At 60.6% G+C, this 22,169-nt stretch carries 19 protein-coding genes; 10 read left to right on the forward strand and 9 right to left on the reverse strand.

Annotated features, from left to right (window positions below; all coding sequences use genetic code 11):
- The first annotated feature begins 256 nt into the window (after positions 1 to 256).
- Positions 257 to 1,627: a sugar porter family MFS transporter gene (locus tag H3T92_RS05855; protein ID WP_198189589.1), complete on the forward strand. Its 1,371-nt coding sequence runs from the start codon at positions 257 to 259 to the stop codon at positions 1,625 to 1,627.
- Positions 1,628 to 1,702: 75 nt separating this feature from the next.
- Here H3T92_RS05855 and H3T92_RS05860 read toward each other — a convergent pair whose 3' ends face one another.
- Positions 1,703 to 1,906, reverse strand: coding sequence for a hypothetical protein (locus H3T92_RS05860; RefSeq protein WP_024627492.1), 204 nt, complete (start codon positions 1,904 to 1,906; stop codon positions 1,703 to 1,705).
- A gap of 113 nt (positions 1,907 to 2,019) precedes the next feature.
- Complete coding sequence (locus tag H3T92_RS05865) at positions 2,020 to 3,054, reverse strand: alpha/beta hydrolase (protein WP_232341927.1); 1,035 nt, start codon at positions 3,052 to 3,054, stop codon at positions 2,020 to 2,022.
- A 150-nt stretch (positions 3,055 to 3,204) separates the two neighbouring features.
- Between H3T92_RS05865 and H3T92_RS05870 the strand changes: the two genes are divergently transcribed.
- The 3 genes from H3T92_RS05870 to H3T92_RS05880 all read left to right on the forward strand — a co-directional run bounded on the left by H3T92_RS05870 (position 3,205) and on the right by H3T92_RS05880 (position 5,354).
- On the forward strand, positions 3,205 to 3,942 hold the full coding sequence (locus H3T92_RS05870; protein WP_144085411.1) for a DUF4391 domain-containing protein: 738 nt from the start codon (positions 3,205 to 3,207) through the stop codon (positions 3,940 to 3,942).
- 68 nt (positions 3,943 to 4,010) lie between these two features.
- On the forward strand, positions 4,011 to 4,196 hold the full coding sequence (locus tag H3T92_RS05875) for a hypothetical protein (protein WP_186279367.1): 186 nt from the start codon (positions 4,011 to 4,013) through the stop codon (positions 4,194 to 4,196).
- Positions 4,197 to 4,223: 27 nt separating this feature from the next.
- On the forward strand, positions 4,224 to 5,354 hold the full coding sequence (locus H3T92_RS05880; protein WP_144085409.1) for a glycerate kinase: 1,131 nt from the start codon (positions 4,224 to 4,226) through the stop codon (positions 5,352 to 5,354).
- Positions 5,355 to 5,468: 114 nt separating this feature from the next.
- On the opposite strand, the gene H3T92_RS05885 is transcribed toward H3T92_RS05880, so the two are convergent.
- Positions 5,469 to 6,587, reverse strand: a complete 1,119-nt coding sequence (locus H3T92_RS05885; RefSeq protein WP_144085408.1) for a zinc-binding dehydrogenase — start codon at positions 6,585 to 6,587, stop codon at positions 5,469 to 5,471.
- A gap of 218 nt (positions 6,588 to 6,805) precedes the next feature.
- On the opposite strand from H3T92_RS05885, the gene H3T92_RS05890 reads away from it, so the two are divergent.
- Positions 6,806 to 7,498, forward strand: coding sequence for an SOS response-associated peptidase (locus H3T92_RS05890; RefSeq protein ID WP_232345822.1), 693 nt, complete (start codon positions 6,806 to 6,808; stop codon positions 7,496 to 7,498).
- 14 nt (positions 7,499 to 7,512) lie between these two features.
- On the opposite strand, the gene H3T92_RS05895 is transcribed toward H3T92_RS05890, so the two are convergent.
- The 3 genes from H3T92_RS05895 to pepN all read right to left on the reverse strand — a co-directional run bounded on the left by H3T92_RS05895 (position 7,513) and on the right by pepN (position 12,285).
- Positions 7,513 to 8,166, reverse strand: coding sequence for a peptide deformylase (locus tag H3T92_RS05895; RefSeq protein WP_144085406.1), 654 nt, complete (start codon positions 8,164 to 8,166; stop codon positions 7,513 to 7,515).
- 29 nt (positions 8,167 to 8,195) lie between these two features.
- The gene (gene glmM, locus H3T92_RS05900) at positions 8,196 to 9,572 is read right to left on the reverse strand and encodes a phosphoglucosamine mutase (protein WP_144085405.1); all 1,377 of its coding nucleotides are present in this window, start codon (positions 9,570 to 9,572) and stop codon (positions 8,196 to 8,198) included.
- 97 nt (positions 9,573 to 9,669) lie between these two features.
- Positions 9,670 to 12,285 (reverse strand): aminopeptidase N, encoded by a 2,616-nt coding sequence (gene pepN / locus H3T92_RS05905; protein ID WP_144085404.1) that lies wholly within the window; start codon positions 12,283 to 12,285, stop codon positions 9,670 to 9,672.
- A gap of 406 nt (positions 12,286 to 12,691) precedes the next feature.
- Here pepN and H3T92_RS05910 point away from each other — a divergent pair, with 406 nt between their 5' ends.
- From H3T92_RS05910 to H3T92_RS05930, 5 genes are all read left to right on the forward strand, one after another.
- Positions 12,692 to 13,732, forward strand: a complete 1,041-nt coding sequence (locus H3T92_RS05910; protein ID WP_198189686.1) for a LacI family DNA-binding transcriptional regulator — start codon at positions 12,692 to 12,694, stop codon at positions 13,730 to 13,732.
- Positions 13,733 to 14,069: 337 nt separating this feature from the next.
- Complete coding sequence (locus H3T92_RS05915; protein WP_232341925.1) at positions 14,070 to 15,224, forward strand: ABC transporter substrate-binding protein; 1,155 nt, start codon at positions 14,070 to 14,072, stop codon at positions 15,222 to 15,224.
- A gap of 110 nt (positions 15,225 to 15,334) precedes the next feature.
- Positions 15,335 to 16,273, forward strand: coding sequence for a carbohydrate ABC transporter permease (locus H3T92_RS05920; protein ID WP_144085402.1), 939 nt, complete (start codon positions 15,335 to 15,337; stop codon positions 16,271 to 16,273).
- Positions 16,274 to 16,306: 33 nt separating this feature from the next.
- Positions 16,307 to 17,191 (forward strand): carbohydrate ABC transporter permease, encoded by an 885-nt coding sequence (locus tag H3T92_RS05925; protein WP_144085558.1) that lies wholly within the window; start codon positions 16,307 to 16,309, stop codon positions 17,189 to 17,191.
- 204 nt (positions 17,192 to 17,395) lie between these two features.
- Positions 17,396 to 18,463 carry a 2,3-butanediol dehydrogenase gene (locus H3T92_RS05930; protein WP_144085401.1) on the forward strand — a complete coding sequence of 356 codons (1,068 nt, stop codon included), beginning with the start codon at positions 17,396 to 17,398 and terminating at the stop codon, positions 18,461 to 18,463.
- 86 nt (positions 18,464 to 18,549) lie between these two features.
- Here the strand turns inward: H3T92_RS05930 and H3T92_RS05935 are convergent, their stop codons facing one another.
- The 3 genes from H3T92_RS05935 to dapB all read right to left on the reverse strand — a co-directional run bounded on the left by H3T92_RS05935 (position 18,550) and on the right by dapB (position 22,153).
- Positions 18,550 to 20,403 carry a ribonuclease J gene (locus tag H3T92_RS05935; protein ID WP_144085400.1) on the reverse strand — a complete coding sequence of 618 codons (1,854 nt, stop codon included), beginning with the start codon at positions 20,401 to 20,403 and terminating at the stop codon, positions 18,550 to 18,552.
- A 66-nt stretch (positions 20,404 to 20,469) separates the two neighbouring features.
- Positions 20,470 to 21,375, reverse strand: a complete 906-nt coding sequence (gene dapA / locus H3T92_RS05940; protein WP_144085399.1) for a 4-hydroxy-tetrahydrodipicolinate synthase — start codon at positions 21,373 to 21,375, stop codon at positions 20,470 to 20,472.
- 40 nt (positions 21,376 to 21,415) lie between these two features.
- Positions 21,416 to 22,153, reverse strand: a complete 738-nt coding sequence (gene dapB / locus H3T92_RS05945) for a 4-hydroxy-tetrahydrodipicolinate reductase (protein WP_144085398.1) — start codon at positions 22,151 to 22,153, stop codon at positions 21,416 to 21,418.
- Positions 22,154 to 22,169 lie beyond the last annotated feature (16 nt).

The following is a 22,169-nucleotide window of genomic DNA, read 5'->3' on the forward strand; positions in this document are numbered from 1 at the left end:
GTGGTGAATGCTTGTTTATCATATGCGAAATTGAGCAGTTTCGCTGCCCATGACATGCGCAAGTCGTGGACAATATCCTCAAATGTTCATGCAGCCGGCGACCAGGGCCCGGATGACGAATCCAGATAGCGAATCCAACAGCTGGTTTTCCGGCCGATTGCCCTGTCCACAATGGCGAGCCGGATCGACGGACCGGTCCCCCAGGTGCCTATGATTGCTTTAATTATGCCCGGATGATCCGGCGAAAGGGGAGCCCATGGCTGCAATCCAAGGACGGCGGCGCAATCTGCAACTGATGACCGCCCTGGGCGTACTGGCAGGCGGCCTCTACGGCTATACATTGACCGTCATCTCCGGAGCGCTGATCGGCATGAACCTGGGCTCCGGCTCGGGCGGACACCTGACAGCCGGCGAACAGGGCATGGTCACCTCGGCCCTGCTGATAGGCGCCGCGCTGGGATCCTACCTGGCAGGCAAGTTCAACGACCGCTTCGGCCCCAAGCACATCATCCTGGCCGGGGCCCTGCTGGCTATCCCCGGAGCCCTGCTGAGCGCCCTGGCCCCCAGCCTGGCCCTGCTGGGACTGGGAAGACTGATCATCGGAGCCGGCATCGGCATGACCTCCACCATCGTGCCCATCTACCTGGCCGACATGGTCGGCACGGCGGAACGCGGACGGGTGGTTTCGGTCAACTCGGTCATGATCGTGGTCTGGCAGCTGCTGGCGGTCAGCGTCAACGCCATCCTGGACCGGATGGGTGCCGACTGGCGGACCATGCTCTGGGCCCTAGTGCCGCCCGCCATCCTGCTGGCCCTGCTGGCCTGCTTCCTGCATGACAGCCCGGCCCACCTGATCCGCCGAGGCGAGCCGGACCAGGCAGCAGCCTTCCTTCAGTCCACCCGCGACCAGGCAGAGGCCCGGGTGACCATGCAGGAGCTGTCGCAGCCGGCGAGCGCGAAAACCCCCAGCTTCAAGACCCCCTGGCTGCGGCGGGTGCTGATCGTGGGCATCGGCGTGGCCATGATCAACCAGCTGACCGGACTGAACATCGTCAACTACTACGCGCCGACCATCTTCACTGACACCCTGGGCTTCGACCCCTCACTATCAATGATCGCCACCGTGCCCGTCATCCTGGTCTCCGCCGTAGCGGCCACCATCGGAGGGCTGGGACTGATCGACCGTTTCGACCGTCGCGCCATTCTGGCTGTAGGACTTGCAGGCACCATCGTCTTCCTGGCCGCTATCGGGGTCTGCTACCGGTTCGTCGGCACCCCGGGCTCCGGGTCACGGACGGCCGCCTGGATCATGATCGGCATGATGATGATCTATGTGGTCTTCGTCCAGGGGCTGGTGGCCCCGGTCACCTGGCTGCTCCTGTCCGAGATCTTCCCCCAGCAGATCAAGAGCCGCGGCATGGGCTACGCCAACGTGGCCATGAACCTGACCAACTTCGGGCTCTCCCTGGTCTTCCCCACCCTGCTGGCCCGTCTGGGCGGCACCGGCACCTACCTGCTCTTCGCCCTGATCAATGTGTGCGCCCTGGTGTTCGCCTGGATCATGGTGCCCGAGACCCGAGGCAAGAGCCTGGCCCAGATCGAGCAGGAGGCCCGGGCCCGGGCATGAAATCGGGCATAAAAAGAGGGCGGAACCGAACACCAGCCCGCCCTTATGGAATCTGATACTTCAGATTCTGATGCCTCAGATGTTGAAGGCCTTCTTGGCCAGCTTGGCGATGGTGTCGCCGCCCAGCTGTGCGACATCATTCTTGCACTGGTTGATCCTGCCGAAGAGCTGGTCCGCGTCGTTGTACGACAGCGGCTGGCCGATCTCCTTGGACAGATCAACCAGCTGGTCGATGGTCTCCAGGTTGCCTAGCTTCTCTACCAAGGTCTTCTCGTCCATGAATCACTCCTCTGTAAGCGGCGGTGCAGACACCGGGGGCCTTGCGCCATCGATGCCCACCTTTCTCCTCCCATCATAGCCAGCAACCGGATGAACCGGGCGCGCACAGAGGCTCAAATCAGGTCGTAGGAGAAATCGTGGATCTGGTCCAGGGCCTGCCGGCTCTCCTCCAGCCAGGTCATGGCCACCGGATAGACGTGTCCCAGGGTCTGCAAACGGTTGGGCCTCAGGTCGTGCAGCTCGAAGTCGCGGCCCTTCCTGCACAGAATCTCGGCCATCTTAAGCGCATCACCCTGCAGGAAGTCGTCGGCGCTGGTGTTCAGGAATACCGGCGGCAGGTGGACCATGTCGACCATAGTCCTCAGGTCGGCCACCTGATCGCCCCCAGCCTGCACGAAGCTCCTGAAGAAAGATGGTGCGACCCTTGTCAGGTCATCGGTGGGCGAACCGGTTGGATGGAAGTCTTCCAAATCCACCGATAAGTAAGGAGTCAGATCAAGCAGGCCTGAGACGAAAGCAGCCCCCCGAGGCCGCAGACCGGCAGGCTTCAGACCCAGCCTTTGCGCAAATTGATCATCGGACTCGACGGCCAGCGTATAGAGTGCCAGGGTGCCTCCGGCCGAGTCTCCCGTCAGAAAGATCCGGTCGGGCGAGACCGGATACTCGTCCAGGTGGTTCTTTATCCAGGTCAGAGCGATCAGCACGTCAGACAGCTGGCCCATGAAGTCCGTGCTGGGGATCAGCCGGTAGTTGACCGAGAAGACCGCGAAGCCACGCTTGGCCAGGTGGGTGCAGAAGTTCCGGTTGAGCTCCTTGTAGCCGTACATGAACCCGCCGCCGTGGATATCGATGTAAACCGGGGTCACCCTGCCGTTGCGCAGCAGGGCATCATGAGGCAGGTACAGATCCAGCTTGTGGGCGCGCAAACCATCGTCCACATAGGCGATGTCGTTGAAGCAGTCCACTCCCTCGGGCACCTGCCAGTGACGGGAGCGGGGAGCATCCATGCGCCCGAAGGTCAGCCGGGACCCCAGAACGGCCCGAACCATATCCGGACTGCAGCCCTCCAGGTCCCCGTCGACCTCGGTCCAGCCCTCCAGGAGTTCACGTTCCTCGTCGGTTACCGTCATCTCTGCATCGTTGCTCATCATTCAGCCCTCATCACTCCAACCCGCACAGCTCCTCGCATCCGGTCCTGCGGGTTTACAGCCAATATACATTGCCGGCAGACGGACACTCTTGCCCCTGGTCGCACTCCTGCCGGTAGAATAACGGCAACAGCGACAGAAAGGCCAAGGATGACAATCGCAAGCTACGAAGGCGTATCCGCGCGCTCCCTGGGCCTGCCGCCCACCACCGCCATTCCGGCAGCCAGGGGCGAACTGCCTATACGCGCTTTCACCACGCGGCCGCCCGTCTCCTCACGGCTGCGTCAGCACTTCTCCACCAGCGTCGACAAGATTGTCATGCTGGCCCTGCTGCGGCCCGGAACCATCCCTGCAGCGGATGGCGCACACTGCCATGAGGTGCTGGTCATGGCCATCGGGTTGAAGACCCCCGATGTGCCGGAGGACGTGCTGGAACACATCGCTGCCATGCGCTCATCAGGCATGGTGTTCATCACCATTCACCAGGGTGAAGAGGGACTCGTCTGCACGCCGGCCATCCGCCGGGCCCTGCCCACCAAGGCCGGTCACGAAACCAGGCATACGCTCCACCTGGGCAGGCCCCGCCCTGCTGATCAGACCAGTCTGACCTTGGTCGGCAAGAATATGGACCAGCTCTGGGACAGCCTGTGCGCCCAGGTGACCCTGGACCAGACCGACGGTACGGATCTGGACAGCCGCCTCGCCGTCCGCGAGCGCATCGAGCTGCTCAAGGCCCAGGAGGTCAAGCTGACCGGAGACCATGGCCGGGCCAAAACCACCCAGGACCGCAACACAGCCTTTGCCAAGCTCCAAAAGGTCCGCGCCGAGCTGAAACAGCTTTCCGCCGATAACCAGGCAGCGAAAGCTGCAGGGCCGAGCCAGGCCTAGTCTGACCTAGTCCATACCTGCCCAAGCGGATCGTAAACCTCATCTGCTCCATGGTCGTGCCCGAACCCATGCTGTCACCCATCGCCGGCATCCTCATGGTCGCCGCCACTTCCACAAGCGTCATCCTGGGCAGCAGCTCCCTCACCAAGTCCTTGAACATGACCTGGGCGAGCACGGTGAGGGCGGCCCCCTTTGAATTGCGGGTAGGCCTTACTATGACTCTGGTGGCCATGCTGGTCTATCTGGTCTTCTGAAACGACGGGTCAGGAAAGGTCACAACCATGAAAATCATCATTGCACCCGACTCTTTCAAAGGCAGCCTGACCGCCAAGGAGGCTGCAGAGGCCATCGAACGCGGATTGCGACGCAGCCCCCTCAAGGCCGAAACGGTCCTGGTACCCATGGCCGACGGCGGCGAGGGCACGGTCCAGTCCCTGGTCGATGCCACCGGAGGCCATATGATCCAGGCCCAGGTCACTGGACCTCTAGGGCAGAGCGTCATGGCCAGCTACGGCATCCTGGGCGACGGACGGACCGCCGCCATCGAGATGGCTGCAGCCAGCGGGATCCAGTTCGTCAACGAACAGACTCGCGACCCTCTGATCACCACCACCTACGGCACGGGCGAGCTGATCGTCAAGGCCTTGGACCAAGGCGCACAAGAGATCATCGTCGGCCTTGGAGGCTCGGCCACCAACGACGGCGGCGCCGGTATGGCACAGGCCCTGGGAGCCCGGCTCCTGGACGCTGACGGACATGAGCTGACCCAGGGAGGAGCGGCATTGGCCCGGCTGGACCGGATTGATATCTCCGGGCTGGATCCCCGTCTGGCCCGCACCCGCATTCGTCTGGCCTCGGACGTGACCAACCCCCTGACCGGCCCCGAAGGAGCCTCGGCCGTCTTCGGCCCGCAAAAGGGAGCAGACCCGTCCATGGTGGCCACCCTGGATGCGGCCCTGGCTCACTATGCAGCCGTCATTCGCAAGGACCTGCACCGGGAGGTGGAAACCAAGCCGGGCGCGGGGGCCGCCGGTGGCCTGGGCGCAGGATTCCTGGCCTTCACTCCGGCCGTCATGGCCTCAGGCGTCAATATTGTCGTGGAGACCACCCGTCTTAAGGAGCTGGCCCGCGGCGCCGACCTCTGCTTCACCGGCGAGGGCGGCATCGACTTCCAGACTGGTTTCGGCAAGACCCCCTTGGGCACAGCCCAGGCCGTCAAGGAGTCCTCCCCCGGCTGCAAGGTCATCGCCCTGGCGGGCAGCGTGGGCGCAGGAACCGAAGAGCTCTACAAGCTGGGCATCGACGCCATCTTCAGCATCAGCCCCGGAGCCGTCAGCCTTGAGGAGGCCATGGCCAAGGCCGCCGACAATCTCGCCGCAGTGGCCGAGAACATCGGCAGGCTCCTGGCCTGATCCGGCTCTCGGATCAGCAGAACAACAAAGGGGCTCCGGATGCCTTGCGCACCCGGAGCCCCTGTAATCTGTTCGGCATAACCTTCAGCAGTCATGCCGTTAAGTTGGAAGGGATCAGTCGAATTCGGTGATGACCGAACGAATGACCTCGCCGTTGACCAGCTGCTTGTAGGCTTCGTCGATCTGGCTCAGCTTGATGTGCTGGCTGACAATGTCATGCATGTTCAGCCGTCCATCCACAGCGAAGTCGGCATACATAGGAATGTCGTGCTTGATGTTGGTGGAGCCCATCCACACGCCCTTGAAGCCACGCTGATGGACCAGCAGGTCGGCCGGGTTGATCTCCAGAGAGATCGTGGCATCCGGCTTGGCCAAGCCGATCGGGTAGGCAGTGCCGCCCACACCCAGTATGTCCCAGGCCTGCTTCATGGTGACGGGCAGACCGATGGCCTCGAAGGCCTTGTCCACGCCGCCGTTGGTCAGCTCGCGCACCTTGGCCACCGGATCCTCGTTCTTAGAGTTGATGACGTCGGTAGCACCAAACTTACGGGCAAACTCCAGCTTGTTGTCCAGCAGGTCGATGGCGATGATCCGCTTGGCGCCGCAAATCCGGGCTCCCGAGATGATGTTCAGACCGATGCCGCCGGTACCGATCACGGCCACGGTATCGCCGGGGCGCACATGGGCGGTGTTGATGGCTGCTCCTGCTCCGGTGATGGTGGCGCAGCCGATGCAGGCTGCCTCATCCCACTTGACCTGGTTGTTGACCACGGCCAGCTGGTTCTCGTGGACCAGTGCCTTCTCGGCGAAGCCGCCGACGCCGAAAGCCTGGGTGATGGGCCGGCCGTCGGGGAAGGACAGACGAGGCTTTTCATCCGCGCCACGCACGCACTCCTGCTGCTGGGTGCAGGACTGAGGCTGGCCCTTGAGGCAGTTGGCGCAGTGTCCGCAGACCTGCTCCAGGGAGGCCACCACGTGGTCGCCGACCTTGATGCCGGACACCTCGGGGCCCACAGCCTCGACAATGCCCGAGATCTCATGGCCGATCACAGCCGGGAATGGGAAGAACTTGTCGTCATCCTCGACCAGATGCAGATCCGAATGGCACAGACCCGAGGCCTGCACGTCCACCAGAACCTCCGCGCCGATGGGGTCGTCAATGATGACCTCCTCGGGCTGGGCGAATCCCTTGCCGATACCGTAAGCAATCGACGCCTTGATCTTCTGAGGCATAAGCCATCTCCTAATAACCATGTTCCCGCCGGTTCCATCCGGCAGGACAAATATATATATCGTTGAATACTGTACTGCAGCCACAGCGGTCTTCAATGCAGACACCATTGTTGCAGACCACTTTCTATGGTAGCAGGGAAAGGCCTGAACTACCATGCAAACTTTCCCTGGAAGAGGCCTCCGGCGTTTCCTCGACGGGGGCTCCAAGCATCCATAGAATGGGCTTCATGTGTGGACGATTCGCGGCTGACCTGGACTACTCCAGTCTGGCCCAAGACTACGGTGCCCGGCAGGCTCCGGGACTGCCCAAGCCCTCCTGGAACATCAGCCCCGGGTCGGTCATCGCCCTGGTGGCCCAGGACCGACATGGGCAGCGACACCTGCATACGGCCCGCTGGAACCTCGTCCCCTCCTGGTCGGACACCGATCAGATGTCTTATCCCACCCACAACGCCCGAGTCGAGAGCGCTCTGACCAAGCGGACCTATGCGGATTCAGCCAGAAATCAGCGGGCCATCATTCCGGCCAGCGGTTACTACGAGTGGACACCAGACCATCAGCCCTACTACTTCCAGGCTCCCGACGGCCACACCCTGAGCATCGCCGGCCTCTACTCCTGGTGGCGCGCCAGACCTGGCCAGCCCTGGCTGCTGACGGCCACCATCCTGACGACACAAGCCACGCCAGATGCCGCCCGGGTACACGATCGGATGCCCCTGCTGATCACTGGTGAGAATCTGGATTCCTGGCTGGATCCGAGCATAGGAGGCCAGGAGATCCTGCCCAAAGCCGTGGAGCCTGGCCGCCATGCCTCCGAGACACTGACCATGCACCCGGTGGCACCCCTGAAGGGTGACGGACCGGAACTGACTGAGGATATAGCTCTGGATCAGAGGGTGAAGAAAATTTAGAAGGTTTGTAGGATTCAGATGGTGAATCCCAGCTCCCGCGCCGCCTCGGTGGGGACCGGGTCGTAGGCCCAGTACTCGCTCAGGTTGTCGTCGGAGGACAAGCTGCGAATCTCGGCCTTGTCGATGTAGACCTCGCCCGACAGATGGTCGGTCTCATGCTGGAAGATGCGGGCCGGCCAGCCGTGCATGTGCTGGCGGTGCTTGCGCCCGGAACGATCCTCCCAGCTGGCAGTGATGTCCAGCCAACGCCGCCGGACCGCCTGGAATCCTTCCAGGGACAGACATCCCTCATAGAAGGCCGCGGTCTCCTGCCCGATAGGTTCATAGGAGGGGTTGATGATGACCCTGAAGGGCAACTCGTCGATCTGGCGCGGATCATCCTCGTCGTCGCGGACATGGTCCTCGATGACGGCGATGGCCAGCCCCAGGCCCACCTGGGGCGCTGCCAGTCCCACGCCCGGGGCCTCAAGCATGGTGGTGCGCATGGCCTTGAGCAGCCTGTTCAGCGTCTTGGCTGCCAGCTGACCCTGGTAGGGCTGAGTCTGCTGGCGCAGGACGGGCTCGCCCATCTGCACGATGGGCAGGAGCTCTTCTTTGCCGGCCTCGGCCAGCATGGACTCCACCCGGTGGTTGAGGTCGGCGTCGAAGGCCGCCTTTCTGCCGAACATGGATGATTCCGCCTTTCTGGTTCGTCGCTTTAGATGGCCAGCTCGTCAGCCACGACCGACGCCAGCCGCTGGCAGACCTGGTCGGCCTGCTCCTGGGTGGCCGCCTCGACCATGACCCTGACCAGGGGTTCGGTGCCCGATGGCCGCAGCAGAACCCGGCCGGTGCTGCCCAGCATCCGCTCCTCCGCCTCGACCGCATCCTGAACCTTGGCGTTGGTGCGTGCCGCGTTTTTGTCCACCCCGGGCACGTTGATCAGCTGCTGGGGCAGCTGGGGGAAGTCGGCGGCCAGTTCCTTGAGGCTCTTGCCCGAGCGCACAACCTCCTTGGCCAGGGTCAGGGCCGTCAGGGTCCCGTCGCCGGTGGTGGCGAACTCCCGGTTGATGACGTGCCCGGACTGCTCGCCGCCCAAGGTATAGCCTCCGCGCAGCATCTCCTCCAGGACGTAGCGGTCGCCCACAGCCGTCTGGACGGTGACGATGCCCATCTGCTTCAGGGCCAGCTTGAGTCCCAGGTTGCTCATGACAGTGACCACCAGGGTGTCGTTGGCCAGCTTCCCCTCGCGCTGCTTAGCACGAGCCAGGATGCCCATGATCTGATCGCCGTTGACCATGTGACCCTCTTCGTCCACCGCCAGACAGCGGTCGGCATCCCCATCGAAGGCCACGCCCATGACCGCATCCGAGGCCCGGACCATGGCCTGCAACTGCTCGGGATGGGTGGATCCGGCGTGCTTGTTGATGTTGTAGCCGTCAGGCGAGGCGTTGATGACCACCACGTCCGCCCCGGCCCGGCGCAGGGCCTCGGGGGCTACCACCGAGGTGGCTCCGTTGGCGCAGTCGGCCACGATCCGCAGACCATCCAAGGGCTTGGTCTGGGTCTTGTCGGGGGCGACAGGGGCAACTGCTTCAACAAGGTGGTCGATGTACATGTTGGTGGCGGTCACGGTGTCATGGGAGACGCGGCCCACGCCCTCGCCTACCGGACGCTCCCAATCCTGGCCCAGGACCGCTTCGATGTCGTCCTCCTTGGAATCCTGGAGCTTGAAGCCGCCCCGGGCGAAGAACTTGATGCCGTTGTCGGGCATGGGGTTGTGGGAGGCGGAGATGACCGCACCCATCTCCACGTTCAGCACGCTGGTCAGGTAGGCGATGCCCGGAGTGGGGATGATGCCCACATCGATCACGTCGAAGCCGCCTGATGACATACCGGCAGCCAAGGCTGATGCCAGAAAGTCCCCGGAGACCCGGGTGTCGCGGCCGATCAGGGCCCGTCGGCGACCAGCGGACCGATCCGCGCCACGACCTAGGACACGGACCGCTGCATCGCCCAGATCCAGGGCCAGCTGTGCAGTCAGGTCTCTATTGGCTAAACCGCGTACACCATCGGTACCGAATAATCTGGGCATTGCTCTCCTCCGAACCTACCATTCTGCATACAGGCGACAGATTCATTATGGCCCCGCCCCTGACCCGTCGCCACTCGGATCGGGGCAGGCAGGGTGTTCAGCGCAGACGCTCGTTGTATTCGCGGACCTTGAGAATGCGCCTGGAGGACTCCGTGTTCTGGATGATCATCCCGCGCAGGGCCTTGGGAGCCTCGGCGTGGTCGGCCAGCCAGGCATCGCCCGCCTTGACCAGGGCGGCCGGATCGGCCTTGGACGGGTAGAGTCCGCCTGCAGACAGGGGGTTGAGCAGGGTCTCCGCGATGTGGAAGGTCTTCTGGGCCCATACCTCGTCCACGGCTGTGAAGAAGCGGTCCACGTAGGGTGTGAAGAGCTCCTGGTCCCCCGAGCCGGAGAAGCCGTCGGCCACAGCTTCGATCTGCGAGTTGGTCAGATCCTCGTTGTGCAGGGCCTGATCCCAGGCCCAGGCCTTGGCCTCAGCCGTCGGGCGGGCGGCCCGGGCGCCCATGGCGAACTCGCGGTTCTCGGTGGTGTCTCGAGCGGCCAGCTCCCGGTCGATCTCGCCGTCAGCCAGCAGGTCGTGGGCGGACAAGGCGTGAATGATCAGCCAGCGGGTGTTGTTGTCGATGGTCAGCCCCTCCAGCTTCAGGTCGCCGCTCAGCAGGCCACGGGCGTGATCCTCGAAGTCGGCATCGTCCCCATAGCCCAGGTAGGCGCGGACCAGCTGGAACTGCTCGTCAGAACCCGGCTGGGCCTTCATGGCCAGATCCCAGAGCGTGCTGGCCACCAGCTGCAGCATGGGCTGGCGGCGACGGGAGGCGGTGAAGTGGTGGGCGGCCGTGGAGATCTGCGACAGGGCGTAGCGGAAGGTGGTGGACTGGTGCTCGGTGGCCAGGGCCTTCAGGCTCAGGCTGATGAAGCGCTCAGCAGGGAACTGCGCATCCCGGGTCATGTCCCACAGGCTGAGCCAGACCACGGCCCGGGCCAGGCGATCCTCGATCCGGTACAGGTTCTGCGTGGCATACTCCAGAGAGTCCCGGTCTAGGCGCAGCTTGGCATAGGTCAGGTCATCGTCGTTGATCAGGATCAGGGCCGGACGCTTCCTGCCAACAGCCTGGGGCACTTCGGCTCCCTGGCCCTCCAGATCCAGCTCGAACCGGTCTGTACGCACCACCTTGCCGGACTGAGCCTCGTCGTAGAAGCCCACAGCCAGACGGTGCGGGCGCAGGACCGGATGCTCCTCGGGGGCGGTCTGGTCGATCCGCATGGCGGTGATGATCCCCTGCTCGTCGGTCTGCACCCGGCTGGTCAGCGTGGTGATGCCGGCCTCCTCAAGCCAGAGCCGGGACCAGTTGCCCAGATCGCGGCCGCTGGTCTTCTCCAGCTCGGTCAGCAGATCCTTCAAGGTGGCATTGCCATGGGCATGAGCCGTCAGATAGTTGTGGATGCCCTGGAAGAAGCGCTCACGGCCCACGTAGGCGACCAGCTGCTTCAAGACGGAACCGCCCTTGGCGTAGGTGATGCCGTCGAAGTTGACCTCGGTGTCGTGCAGGTCGCGGATGGGGGCGACAACAGGATGGGTGGTGGGCAGCTGATCCTCGGTCAGGGCCCAGCTCTTCTCGCCGGAGCAGAAGGTGGCCCAGTCGTCGGTCCACTCAGTGGCCTCGGCAGTGGCCAGGGTCGACATGAACTCGGCGAAGGACTCGTTCAGCCACAGGTCGTTCCACCACTTCATGGTCACCAGGTCGCCGAACCACATGTGGGCCAGCTCGTGCAGGACAGTCTCCACGCGGCGGTTGATCTGGGCACCGGTGGCCTTGGACTCGAAGACGTAGGAGTCGCGGAAGGTGACCAGGCCGATGTTCTCCATGGCGCCCGCATTGTATTCGGGCACGAAGATCTGGTCATATTTGGCCCAGGGGAAGGGCAAGTCCCAGGTCTTGGCGTAGAAGGCGAAGCCCTTCTTGGTCACATCGAAGAGGTATTCGGCGTCCCCGTCCAGGGAGTCCTTCAGCGCCTGGCGGCAGTACAGGCCCATGGGGATGGTCCGCCCATCCTCGTTCTGATACTCGCTGGTCCACTGGGCATAGGGTCCGGCGGCGAAGGCGGTCAGGTAGGAGCTCATGACCGGTGTGGTCTGGAAGACCCAGCGGGTCACGCCTTCGATGCGGCCGCCCTCCAGGGTTCCCTCGGCGGTGCGGCTGTCCAGGTCCTGATGGGAGGCGGGAGGCATGTTGGACAGGACCGTCCAGGACGCCGGGGCGTCCACGGTGAAGTCGAAGACGGCCTTGATGTCCGGCTGGTCGAAGACCGCGTAGACCCTGCGGGCGTCAGGCACCTCGAACTGGGAGTAGAGGTAGACGTTGCCATCCGAGGGGTCCACGCTGCGATGCAGCCCCTCGCCTGTGCGCGAATAACGGCAGAGGGCCTCCACCCGCAGCTGGTTGTGCTCGTGCAGGTCGTTAAGCTCAATCCGGTCGTCCCGGAAGGCCAGGGCCGGGTCCAGGCGCTGGCCGTTGAGCTCGATCAGGCTGACCTGGTCGGCGATCAGATCCACAAAGGTGGGCTCCCCCGGCCGGGCATCAAAGTCGATCAGGGCCGTGGAGGGGAAGGTGGCAGGCCCCTTGGTCAGGTCCAGATTGACCTTGTAGCTGACATTGGATACGACGACGGCTCGCTCTTCGGCTTCCACACGAGTCAAATTTGCTCCAGGCATAGGTTCCTTTCCTTTTATGCGGTTTGTGCCGCTAGGCGTATGGACCGACAAGGGGGCCGAGGCTCCTCCGAGCCAATCACTGCTCATGTAGAACAAGTTTAGCCAACCATGCCGAGCAGGAATCAGCGCATGAGAAACAGGGCTACCTGCTCGGCATCGTCATGAATCGACGCTTTAAATCCATCCAAAGCCACATGCCCCGTGAGGAGCATAGAACCAACCTCGTTTGCCACAGTGCTCTTCTCGACACGTATGTTGGGATCTTTCTATGCCTCAGCCATAAATTGGCTATTTCACGTCAACACAAGCATGATTCTAAGCATATTGACTTGTTACGGAAAGTTATGCTATGGTAACTTGTTGAAACGTTTCGACGATGATCGTAAGCATAAACAACGAGGTGGAGATGCCTGGCATAAAGGATGTGGCTCGACTGGCTGGAGTATCCGTGAGCACAGTCTCGTATGTCTTTTCAGGCAAACGCTCCATTTCTCCAAAAACCGCTGAAAAAGTTCGTCAAGCAGTAGAAGAGCTAGGCTACATCCCGAATGCCAGCGCGCAGCGCCTGCGGGGCGGACATAATCGGATCATTGCTATAAGTGAGCCCATCCGCGATGAAATGAACCAGACCCAATACAATGCGTATTTTCTGGAAACTGCCAAACAGGCTAAGGACGCTGGGTACGACGTACTCATATTGACCAGTGAAGAGGCTGTGATCGACATCCAACGAGTGACGGGCAGCAATCTAGTCGAAGGGGTAATCCTTCTCGACTTGATGCACAACGATCAACGGGCTGCGCTAGCTCATCTGTATAGCAAACCATGTGTGGCCATCGGCTACCCTGTCGAGCATCAGGACTGTGCCTGTATTGACATTGACTTCACTAAAATGGGACAAATGGCCGCGCAAACCCTCTACCGCCTTGGACACCGTACCATCGCCTTTCTCAGGGGTCTGGAAGAGGACTATCAGCGCGGTGCAGGTTACATGATTCTGTTCTACGAAGCACTTCTCAAGGAGACACAAGCTCTAGGTATTACTTTGATCGAATCGGAAAAGGTGGATCATCACAACTTCGATGCTAATCAATTTACCCAAAGGATTATCAATGGTCCAGAACATCCCACAGCCCTTATCAATCAGTCCGGCTCGGATATACTCAATGCCGTTTTGGATTCCATGCAGAATGCCGGAATCTCTATACCAGATGACTGTTCTGTTCTCTCTTGTGGAACCTACTTAGAAAAGGAACTTGTTCATCAGCCCATCAGTGAAATCCCATTTACCCCTGGCAAACTGTGCACTGGAGCCGTCAGCATTTTGCGGAATGCTATCGAGGATAAACGCGATATACGGGGGGCTGTCCGTCTATTTGAACCAAAACTGGTCGATCGTGGTTCCTTGGCCAGTGTTCGGTCCATCACTGAAGGAGGTACAGTATGAAATAATCAATCAGCTCCTTGCATCAACGAGGCAAAGCGATGAAGCTCCTCAGTCTTATAAGTTCCGACCGACATTCACAAGTTTATGTCCATAAATATCACAAATAGGGAGGTATATTTTTTTGAATCGAAACGTTTCGATCACAGAGTAGTTTTCGTCAAACGCAAAAAGGAAAGTGAAGAATATGAGAATGAAGAAAGCGCTAGCCACTTTATTAGTTGCCGCATCGACGGTAGCGACCTTGGCAGCATGCGGGAGCGGTGGAAGTCAGTCGGAAGAGCAAAAGCCTGAGAGCATTTCCTTCTGGCACTATGACAAAGAGACCTCCGCTCAAACCATGGCTTGGAAAGAGGCTGCAGCCGATTTTACAAAGAAGACAGGGGTCAAGGTCAAATTCGAAGTCAAGTCCTTCGCCCAGATCGCACAGAATAGCAGCCAATTCCTGAATTCTGACCAAGCTCCAGACATTATGGAATCCAATAGAGGAAACGGCAGCGCTGGCATGCTCTCCTCCATGGGACTCCTCAGTGACTTGGGTCCCTATGTCAAGAAGTATGGATGGGACAAGAAAGTGACCAAAGCAGATTCCTCCATGGCCAGGTACAACGACAAAGGTGTCATGGACGGCGACACTTGGTACGGTGCCCCCAATTATGCCGAGTACCAGCGCGTCTATTACAACAAGGATCTGTTTGCCAAGCACAACATCAAGGAACCGACTACTCTAGCCGAGTTCGAGGAAGCCTGCCAAAAGTTCAAGGATGCAGGCGTTACACCCATCGCAGCTGATGCCGGTGAGTTCGGCGTGCTCTGGCTCTGGTGGCAGCTGGTCTCTACCAAGGCAGATAAGGGCTTGATTCAAGATTGGCAGATGTATAAGCACCCGGTAAATTGGAAAGATCCAGCCCTGTCCTATGCCACTGAGACTTTGAATGATTGGTTGAACAAAGGATACATCTCCCGTAATGCCACCGGTCTCAAGGCTGAGGACACCACAACTTCCTTCATCAAGGGCGATTACCCGATTTACCAGACCGGCACTTGGAACCAAGGTCGTTTTGTGGAGCAGATTAAGAACTTCGACTGGGATGCCTCTATTCTGCCTGGTTCCAAGTTCGCACAGGGATGCACCGGCAATCTGCTGACTATTCCTGAGAAGAGCAAGCATAAGGAACTGGCCGCTCAGCTGATCGACATTGTCCTGTCCAAAAAAGAGCAGAATGGAATCGCCAAGCATGGTGGAATCCCTGTTGCCGCAGATAACAACAGCATCGACAACCCCAAGAACAAGGCCATGGCCGAAGAGTACGCAAAATTCTCCAAGAAGAACGCACTCTCCTATTACCCTGATTACCCTGCTGCCAATCTGACAGATGCCATGCCTGCCGCCCTTCAGGAGCTTGTCAATGGCACCAAGAACCCGGATCAAACCCTGAACGCCATCAAGGATGCCTATACTTCAGGCGTCAAAGACATGGACGTTAAGGATTAGGCTCCACGCAATCCAATCATTATCTGGGCTGGACGGTGCTTGTCATGTTCGGAAAGCACCGTCCATCCTTCCCAATATTAACTAGCAAATAAGGAGATCGGGAGGCTGCCATGTCCCAAGGCGCTAGCAGTAAACAGTCGACAGCGTCAAGACTGCCCGGCAACAAATCGACCAAGTTCATCCCCTATCTGATTCCAGGGATATTGTCCTTGGCTGTAATCATCATTGTTCCCTTCATCTGGAATATCTATCTCAGCTTTACGCGCTGGCGGGGTGTCGGCCCCGTTCGATTCGTGGGCCTGCACAACTGGCAACGGCTGATCGGTGACGCGACTTTCTGGAAATCGTTCATCAACTCTTTCTGGATCATCGTGGCAATAGTCGTCATTCCCACTATTTTGGGCCTACTTATTTCTTCTGTCCTGACAGATGTGATTCAGAAAAAGTTCAACTCCGGCAGTGCCTCTTTCATCAGGGCGCTTTACTATCTTCCCCAGTTGCTTCCAGTGGCCGTGGCTTCCATCATTATGGGTTGGATCTTCCGGCCGGAGGATGGCGCGTTCAACGCACTCTTACAAAAAATAGGACTTGGCGGTCTCCAGCACAACTGGCTGGGAGACCCAGGCAGCGCATTACCCGTACTCATGTTCATCTTGATCTGGATACAGCTGGGCTACCCAATTGTCATCTTCATGTCCGGGCTGCAGCGCGTTGACCCCGAACTCTACGAAGCCGCCAGCCTAGATGGGGCCAACTGGTGGCAGAAGTTCAGAGTAGTAACCCTCCCATCCATTATCCCAGAACTCCTGGTAGTCATTCTGACCGCCACCATTGGAGCCTTGAAAACCTTCGGGCCAGTCTACCTGCTGACCAAGGGCGGACCCGGCACAAGCACCATTGTGCCTTCCTACTACTCCTACAATCAGTTCTTCCAACTTCATCAAGTGGGTTACGGTGCTGCAATCTCCACAGCCCTGACCATTGTGATTATCGTCTTTTCTATCGTGTTCACCCTGATTCAGGGACGCGTCGAAAAGAACATGGACTAGAGAGGGGAAACCATGACACAAGCAAATGCGGAAATGGTAACCGAACAGTCAGGCTCTACACTTCCAATCACATCCAATGACAAGAAAAGCAAGCATATTCGTAGTTGGGGCAACTGGCTGGCTCTGATCCTCCTTGTTCTGGGCGCGGTCATCATGCTCTTCCCTCTGCTCATCTTGGCCATGAATGCCTTTAAGACCATCGGAGACTATAACGCAACAGGGCCGCTCTCTCTTCCAGCGCACCCGACAATGAGCGGCATCACATCTTTCTGGGTCAGCAGCAACTTCCCCATGAAATTTGTCAACAGCTTGGTTATCTCTCTTGTTGTCGCAGTGATGGGGGTTGTGCTCTCGGTTCTCAACTCGTTCGCCCTGGGCATCGGGCGCGTCAAAGGTAACCGGTGGATCATACTCTTGATTATGCTGGCCAATATGCTGCCTCAAGAGTCCTTGCTCTACCCGCTCTATACCGTCTTTAAAGACATCGGTCTCTATAACACTCAGCTCTCCATAATCATCATTTTCACCGTGATTCAGAGCGCATACGGCACCTATCTTCTCTCGGCGGTATATGGCACTTTCCCACAAGCCATTCTTGAAGCAGCCTCCATAGATGGCGCCAACCGCCGACAGGTGCTGAGCAAGATCGTCCTTCCCATCTCGTGGCCAACCATCAGCGTACTGTTCGTGTTCTTCTTCGTATGGACCTGGAACGAGTACATGATTCCCATGGCTTTCCTCATGGACGACTCAGTGCAAACCGTCCCTCTGGCCTTGGCCACCATTCAGGGACAGCACACCATGGATGCTACTTCCCTGGCTGCAGCTTCATTGCTCAGCATCATCCCGACTATCATCTTCTACGTGATCTTCCAGCGCAAGCTCAACCAAGGGATCGTAGCAGGCGCTGTCAAGTAGACGACGCTTCTTCTGTTGCATTTTGGGACGATCCCTTCATCGGGAACCGTCCCAAAACTCCCCTTACTGCGGCTGCATATCAGCGGTAATATGAGAATCGGGCGGTCTCCAACGAGGGAGCGTCACCCACCCGCAAGGATGTCATGTTGGGTATTCAACTTCGTCCATGCAGGACCTTTACGCATATCAGAGAGGATATACGATATGAAAGCATTGATGTACTACGGCAAGGAAGATGTGCGTCTGGAGGACGTGCCCGAGCCTGAGCTCAAACCCGGGACCATCAAGATCCACCCCGCCTTCACCGGCATTTGCGGTTCCGATGTCCATCTGTACTACGACGGAGCAGTCAACGGCGGAGGCAATTCGCCCGACCATCCCCATCCTCTGACGGGAGAGACCCTGCCGGTGGTTTTCGGCCATGAGATCTCTGGTACCGTCGAGGCCATCGCCGACGACGTGCACACTGACATGAAAGTGGGCGACTCGGTGGTGGTCGAGGCCGAAATCGCCTGCGGCGAATGCCCAGCCTGCAAGGCCGGCAACTACAATGACTGCGACAAGCTGGCCGGCATCGGCATCAATGGAGGCGGCGGCGGACTCAGCGAGCACATCGTGGTTCCGGCAGAGCACGTCTTCCCCGTGGGCGACATCCCTCTGGATCAGGCTGCCATGATCGAGCCCTTCGCCGTGGCTCACCACGCCATCCGCGCCATGGATCCCCACGAAGGACAGACCGCAGTGGTCGGCGGCGCCGGGCCCGTAGGATTGCTCATCGGCACCATCCTGCGGGCGAAGGGAGTCCGGGTGATCATGTCCGAGCTCTCCTCGGCCCGTAAGGAGAAGGCCCTGCAGTCTCATTCGGCCGACATTGTGGTCGATCCCAGCAAGGAGGACCTGGCGGAGCGGGTCCGCCACGAGACCGACGGAGCCGGGGCTGATCTGGCCTTCGATGCAGCTGGAGCCGAACCGGTCGACCACCAGCTTTTGGAGGCCTTGAAGGCCACTGGCGGGCTCATGGTCGTAGCCCTGCATGGCAAGCCCATTACGCTGAACCTGACCAAGGAGCTGGGCTTCGGCGAGAAGTTCATCCGCGGTACTATGGGATACGCCAACGACCATCCTGACGCCATCAAGCTCATCCACGACCGGAACATCGACCTGTCCACCTTCATCACCGATCGGATCAAGGTCGAGGACATCGTGGACAAGGGCTTCCGTCAGCTGCGTGAGGACGCGGAAAACCACGTCAAGATCATCGTGAGCATGTAAGCGCTCCCTTTTACTGATAACACTGAAGGCTCCGGCCGTCCATCTGGGCGACCGGAGCCTTCGGTATCAGTATGCAGGCAGTGGCATCAGTCCTGCGGCTGCACGTCGGTGGCGATGTCGGCCACCACGGGCACGATCATGGGCCGGCGGTGCAGCTTGCGAGAGATCCAGCCGCCCAGGGTGCGGCGCATCATCTGCTGGAGCTGGTAGGTGCCGGTGGTGCCCTTGGCCATGGCATCCTCAAGCTGATCGACAATCTGGGCGTTGATGGACTTGAACTCGCTCTCGTCCTCGGCTACGGCGTTCAGGTAGAGCTTGGGGCCGGAGACAACCTTGCTGGTCTCGGTGTCGACCACGGCGAAGGCGGAGACGAAGCCCTCGGTGCCCAGAATCCGGCGCTGCTCCAGCTCGTCGTCGGTCAGCTGGCCCACGGAGTCGCCGTCCACATAGACGTACCCGCAGGGCACTGATCCGACCACAGCGGCCTGGCCATGGTAGAGATCCACCACGTCGCCGTCCTCGGCCAGCACCACGTTCTGCGGGTCCACGCCGGTCTTGACCGCGATCAGACCGTTGGCCACCAGGTGCCGGTTCTCGCCGTGGATGGGCATGGCGCACTTGGGCTGCACGATGTTGTAGAAGTGGAGCAGTTCGCCCTCGTCGGAGTGGCCGGAGACGTGGATGGCCGCGTTGTCGCGGTTGACCACCTTGGCCCCCAGGCGCACCAGCTTGTTGATGACCTTGTAGACCTCATGCTCATTGCCGGGGATCAGCGAGCTGGCCAGGATGACCGTATCGAACTCATTGATGGTGATGTCGCGGTGGGTTCCGTCGGCGATGCGGCCCAGAGCCGCCATGGGCTCGCCCTGGGAGCCGGTGCACATGTAGACGATCTTCTCGTCCGGGATGCTGTGGGCATCCTTGAGGTCGACCACGGTGTCCTCAGGCAGGTGCAGGTAGCCCAGGTCGGAGGCGATGGACATGTTGCGGACCATGGACCGGCCCGCGAAGACCACCTTGCGGCCGAACTTGTGGGCGGCGTCGACCACCTGCTGCACCCGGTGGACGTGGCTGGAGAAGGAGGCCACGATGATCTTGCGCTGGGCCTCGGCGAAGGCCTTGTCCAGGGCGGGGGCGATGGAGATCTCGGGCTTGACGAAGCCGGGGACCTCGGCATTGGTGGAATCGACCATGAGCAGATCCACGCCGGACTCGCCCAGCTTGGCGAACTCGCGCAGATCGGTCAGCCTGTGATCCAGAGGCAGCGGGTCGATCTTCATGTCGCCGGTGTCGATGATGTGGCCTGCCGGGGTGCGCACGGAGACGGCCAGAGCGTCAGGAATGGAGTGGGTGACCGCAACGAACTCCAGGTTGAAGGGGCCTACCTTGAGCTTGTCGCGGCCCTTGACCTCCACCTCGGTGGGCTTGAGATGGTGCTCTTCGCACTTGGCATCGACGAATCCCAGGGTGAGCTTGGAGCCGATCAGGGGGATGTCCGGACGCAGCTTGAGCAGGTAGGGCACGCCGCCGATATGGTCCTCATGCCCGTGGGTCAGCACCAGGGCATCCACCTGGTCCAACTTGTCCTTGATGTAGCTGAAGTCGGGCAAAATCAGGTCCACGCCCGGCTGCTCCTCCTCGGGGAAGAGCACGCCGCAGTCGATCAGCAGAATGTGGCCGTTGTACTCGATCACATTCATATTGCGGCCGATCTCGCCCAGGCCACCCAGGGGGACGATGCGCATGGAGCCCTTGCGGTACTTTGGGGGCGCCACCAGACGCTGCTCAGTCTGAGTGCCCTTGCCGCGGGCGATGGTGCCATTGCGGCGGCTGCGGGATTCGCCCCGGGACCTGCCTGACCCCTGCTTGCCGTTCTTGGAGGAGGACCGACGATTTCTGCTCTTGCCGGTCGCGTTTGATTCTTCTTGTTTTCTTGCCATTGTCACTTGTGTTTCTATCATCTGTGCCCCTGCCTATACAGGGGCGACGTTGCTTTCAGGACTGATTCAGATCAGCCCCGCGGCCTTCATTCCCTTGCGGGCGAGAGCCACCTGGTCCTCATCGGGACCCAGATTGGGCAGCCTCATGGCCGTCTGATCCAGTCTGCCTGCCACCTTCAGAGCGGCCTTGGCCATGACGGCCTGCTGACCCTGACCGTTCAGAGCCTGGACCAGCGGATCCAGACGTGCGGCCAGTTCCCTTGCGCCATTCAGATCGCCGGCATCAAAGTCGTCGGCCAGACGCTTCATGGGCCCGGATGCCACATGAGCGATGACCGAGATGACGCCGACCGCGCCCAGGGCCAGGAAAGGCAGATAGAGCCCGTCGTCGCCTGAATACCAGGTCAGGCCGGTCTCCTGGCGCTTGCGGGTCATGGAGGCCAGATCGCCCGTGGCATCCTTGACGGCTGCGATCCCATCCAGCTCAGCCAGCCGCCGGTAGGTGTCCAGCTCGACGTGCAGTCCGGTCCGTCCGGGCACATCGTAGAGAATGATCGGTCGCTGAGCCGACTGGCAGACCGAGCGGAAGTGGGCCACCACCCCGTCCTGGGAGGGCCGCGAGTAGTAGGGCATGACCACCAGCAGGGCATCGGCCCCGGCCTCCTGGGTCATCTCCACCATGCGTACCGTGTGTGCTGTGTCATTGGAGCCAGCTCCGGAGATGACGGGCACATCGACAGCATCCTTGACGGCCCTGACCAGGTTGACCTTTTCCTCCATATGGGTGACGGGAGACTCGCCTGTGGTGCCGTTGACCAGAATGCCGTCGGCCCCATCGGCCACCAAGGTGCGGGCCAGATTGGCGGCAGCCTCGTAATCCACGGATCCGTCCTTATTCATAGGCGTGATCATGGCGGGGATCACCCGTCCGAAGGGTGCAGAAGGAAGCAGATGGGTAACGGTCTCAGTCATATCTTCACGCTACTTGCAGATGGGGACGCTCTTGCGAATATCAGAACAGGTAGTGGTCCAAGCCTACGGTCAGTCCGGGGATGCTTCCAGCACGGCGCACGGCCAGGAGAACTCCAGGCATGAAGGAGACACGCTCGAAGCTGTCTGCGCGGATGGTCAGCTGCTCGCCGGGGTTGCCCATGAGCACCTCCTCATGCGCATTGAGTCCCCGCAGCCGGACGGCATGGACATGGACACCGTCAACCACCCGGCCTCTGGAGGGATCAGGTTGTTGGGTCGCGTCGGGCATGGGACCCATCCCAGCCTGACGGCGGGCCTCGGCGATGGCGGAAGCGGTTCCCAGAGCCGTGCCGGAGGGGGCATCGACCTTGTCGGGATGGTGCAGCTCGACCACCTCGGCCGACTCGAAGTAGCGGGCCGCCATGGCTGCAAACCGGTCGGCCAGCACTGCGGAGATGGCGAAGTTGGGAGCAATGAAGACGCTGAGTCCAGGATGCCCGTCCAGGGCCTGCCTGACCTGGTCCAGGCGCTCCTTGGTCCATCCGGTGGTGCCGATGACGGAATGGACCCCCTGCCCTATCAGGGTCAGGGTGTTGCGCAGGACGGCATCGGGGCTGGTGAAGTCGACCGCCACATCCGTATTGCTCGGATTGATGGACGACGGATCGTCATCCGGCCCCAGCAACAGGGCCGTCTGCATATCCTGCGCGTCCTTGAGAGCACGCACCACCTCGGTTCCCATGCGTCCGCCTGCGCCCAGCACCGATACGCGGATCATCGGCTGCCTCCTTCTC

Origin of the sequence: Bifidobacterium sp. W8112, assembly GCF_016101425.1 — a bacterium.
Lineage (GTDB): Bacteria > Actinomycetota > Actinomycetes > Actinomycetales > Bifidobacteriaceae > Bombiscardovia > Bombiscardovia apousia.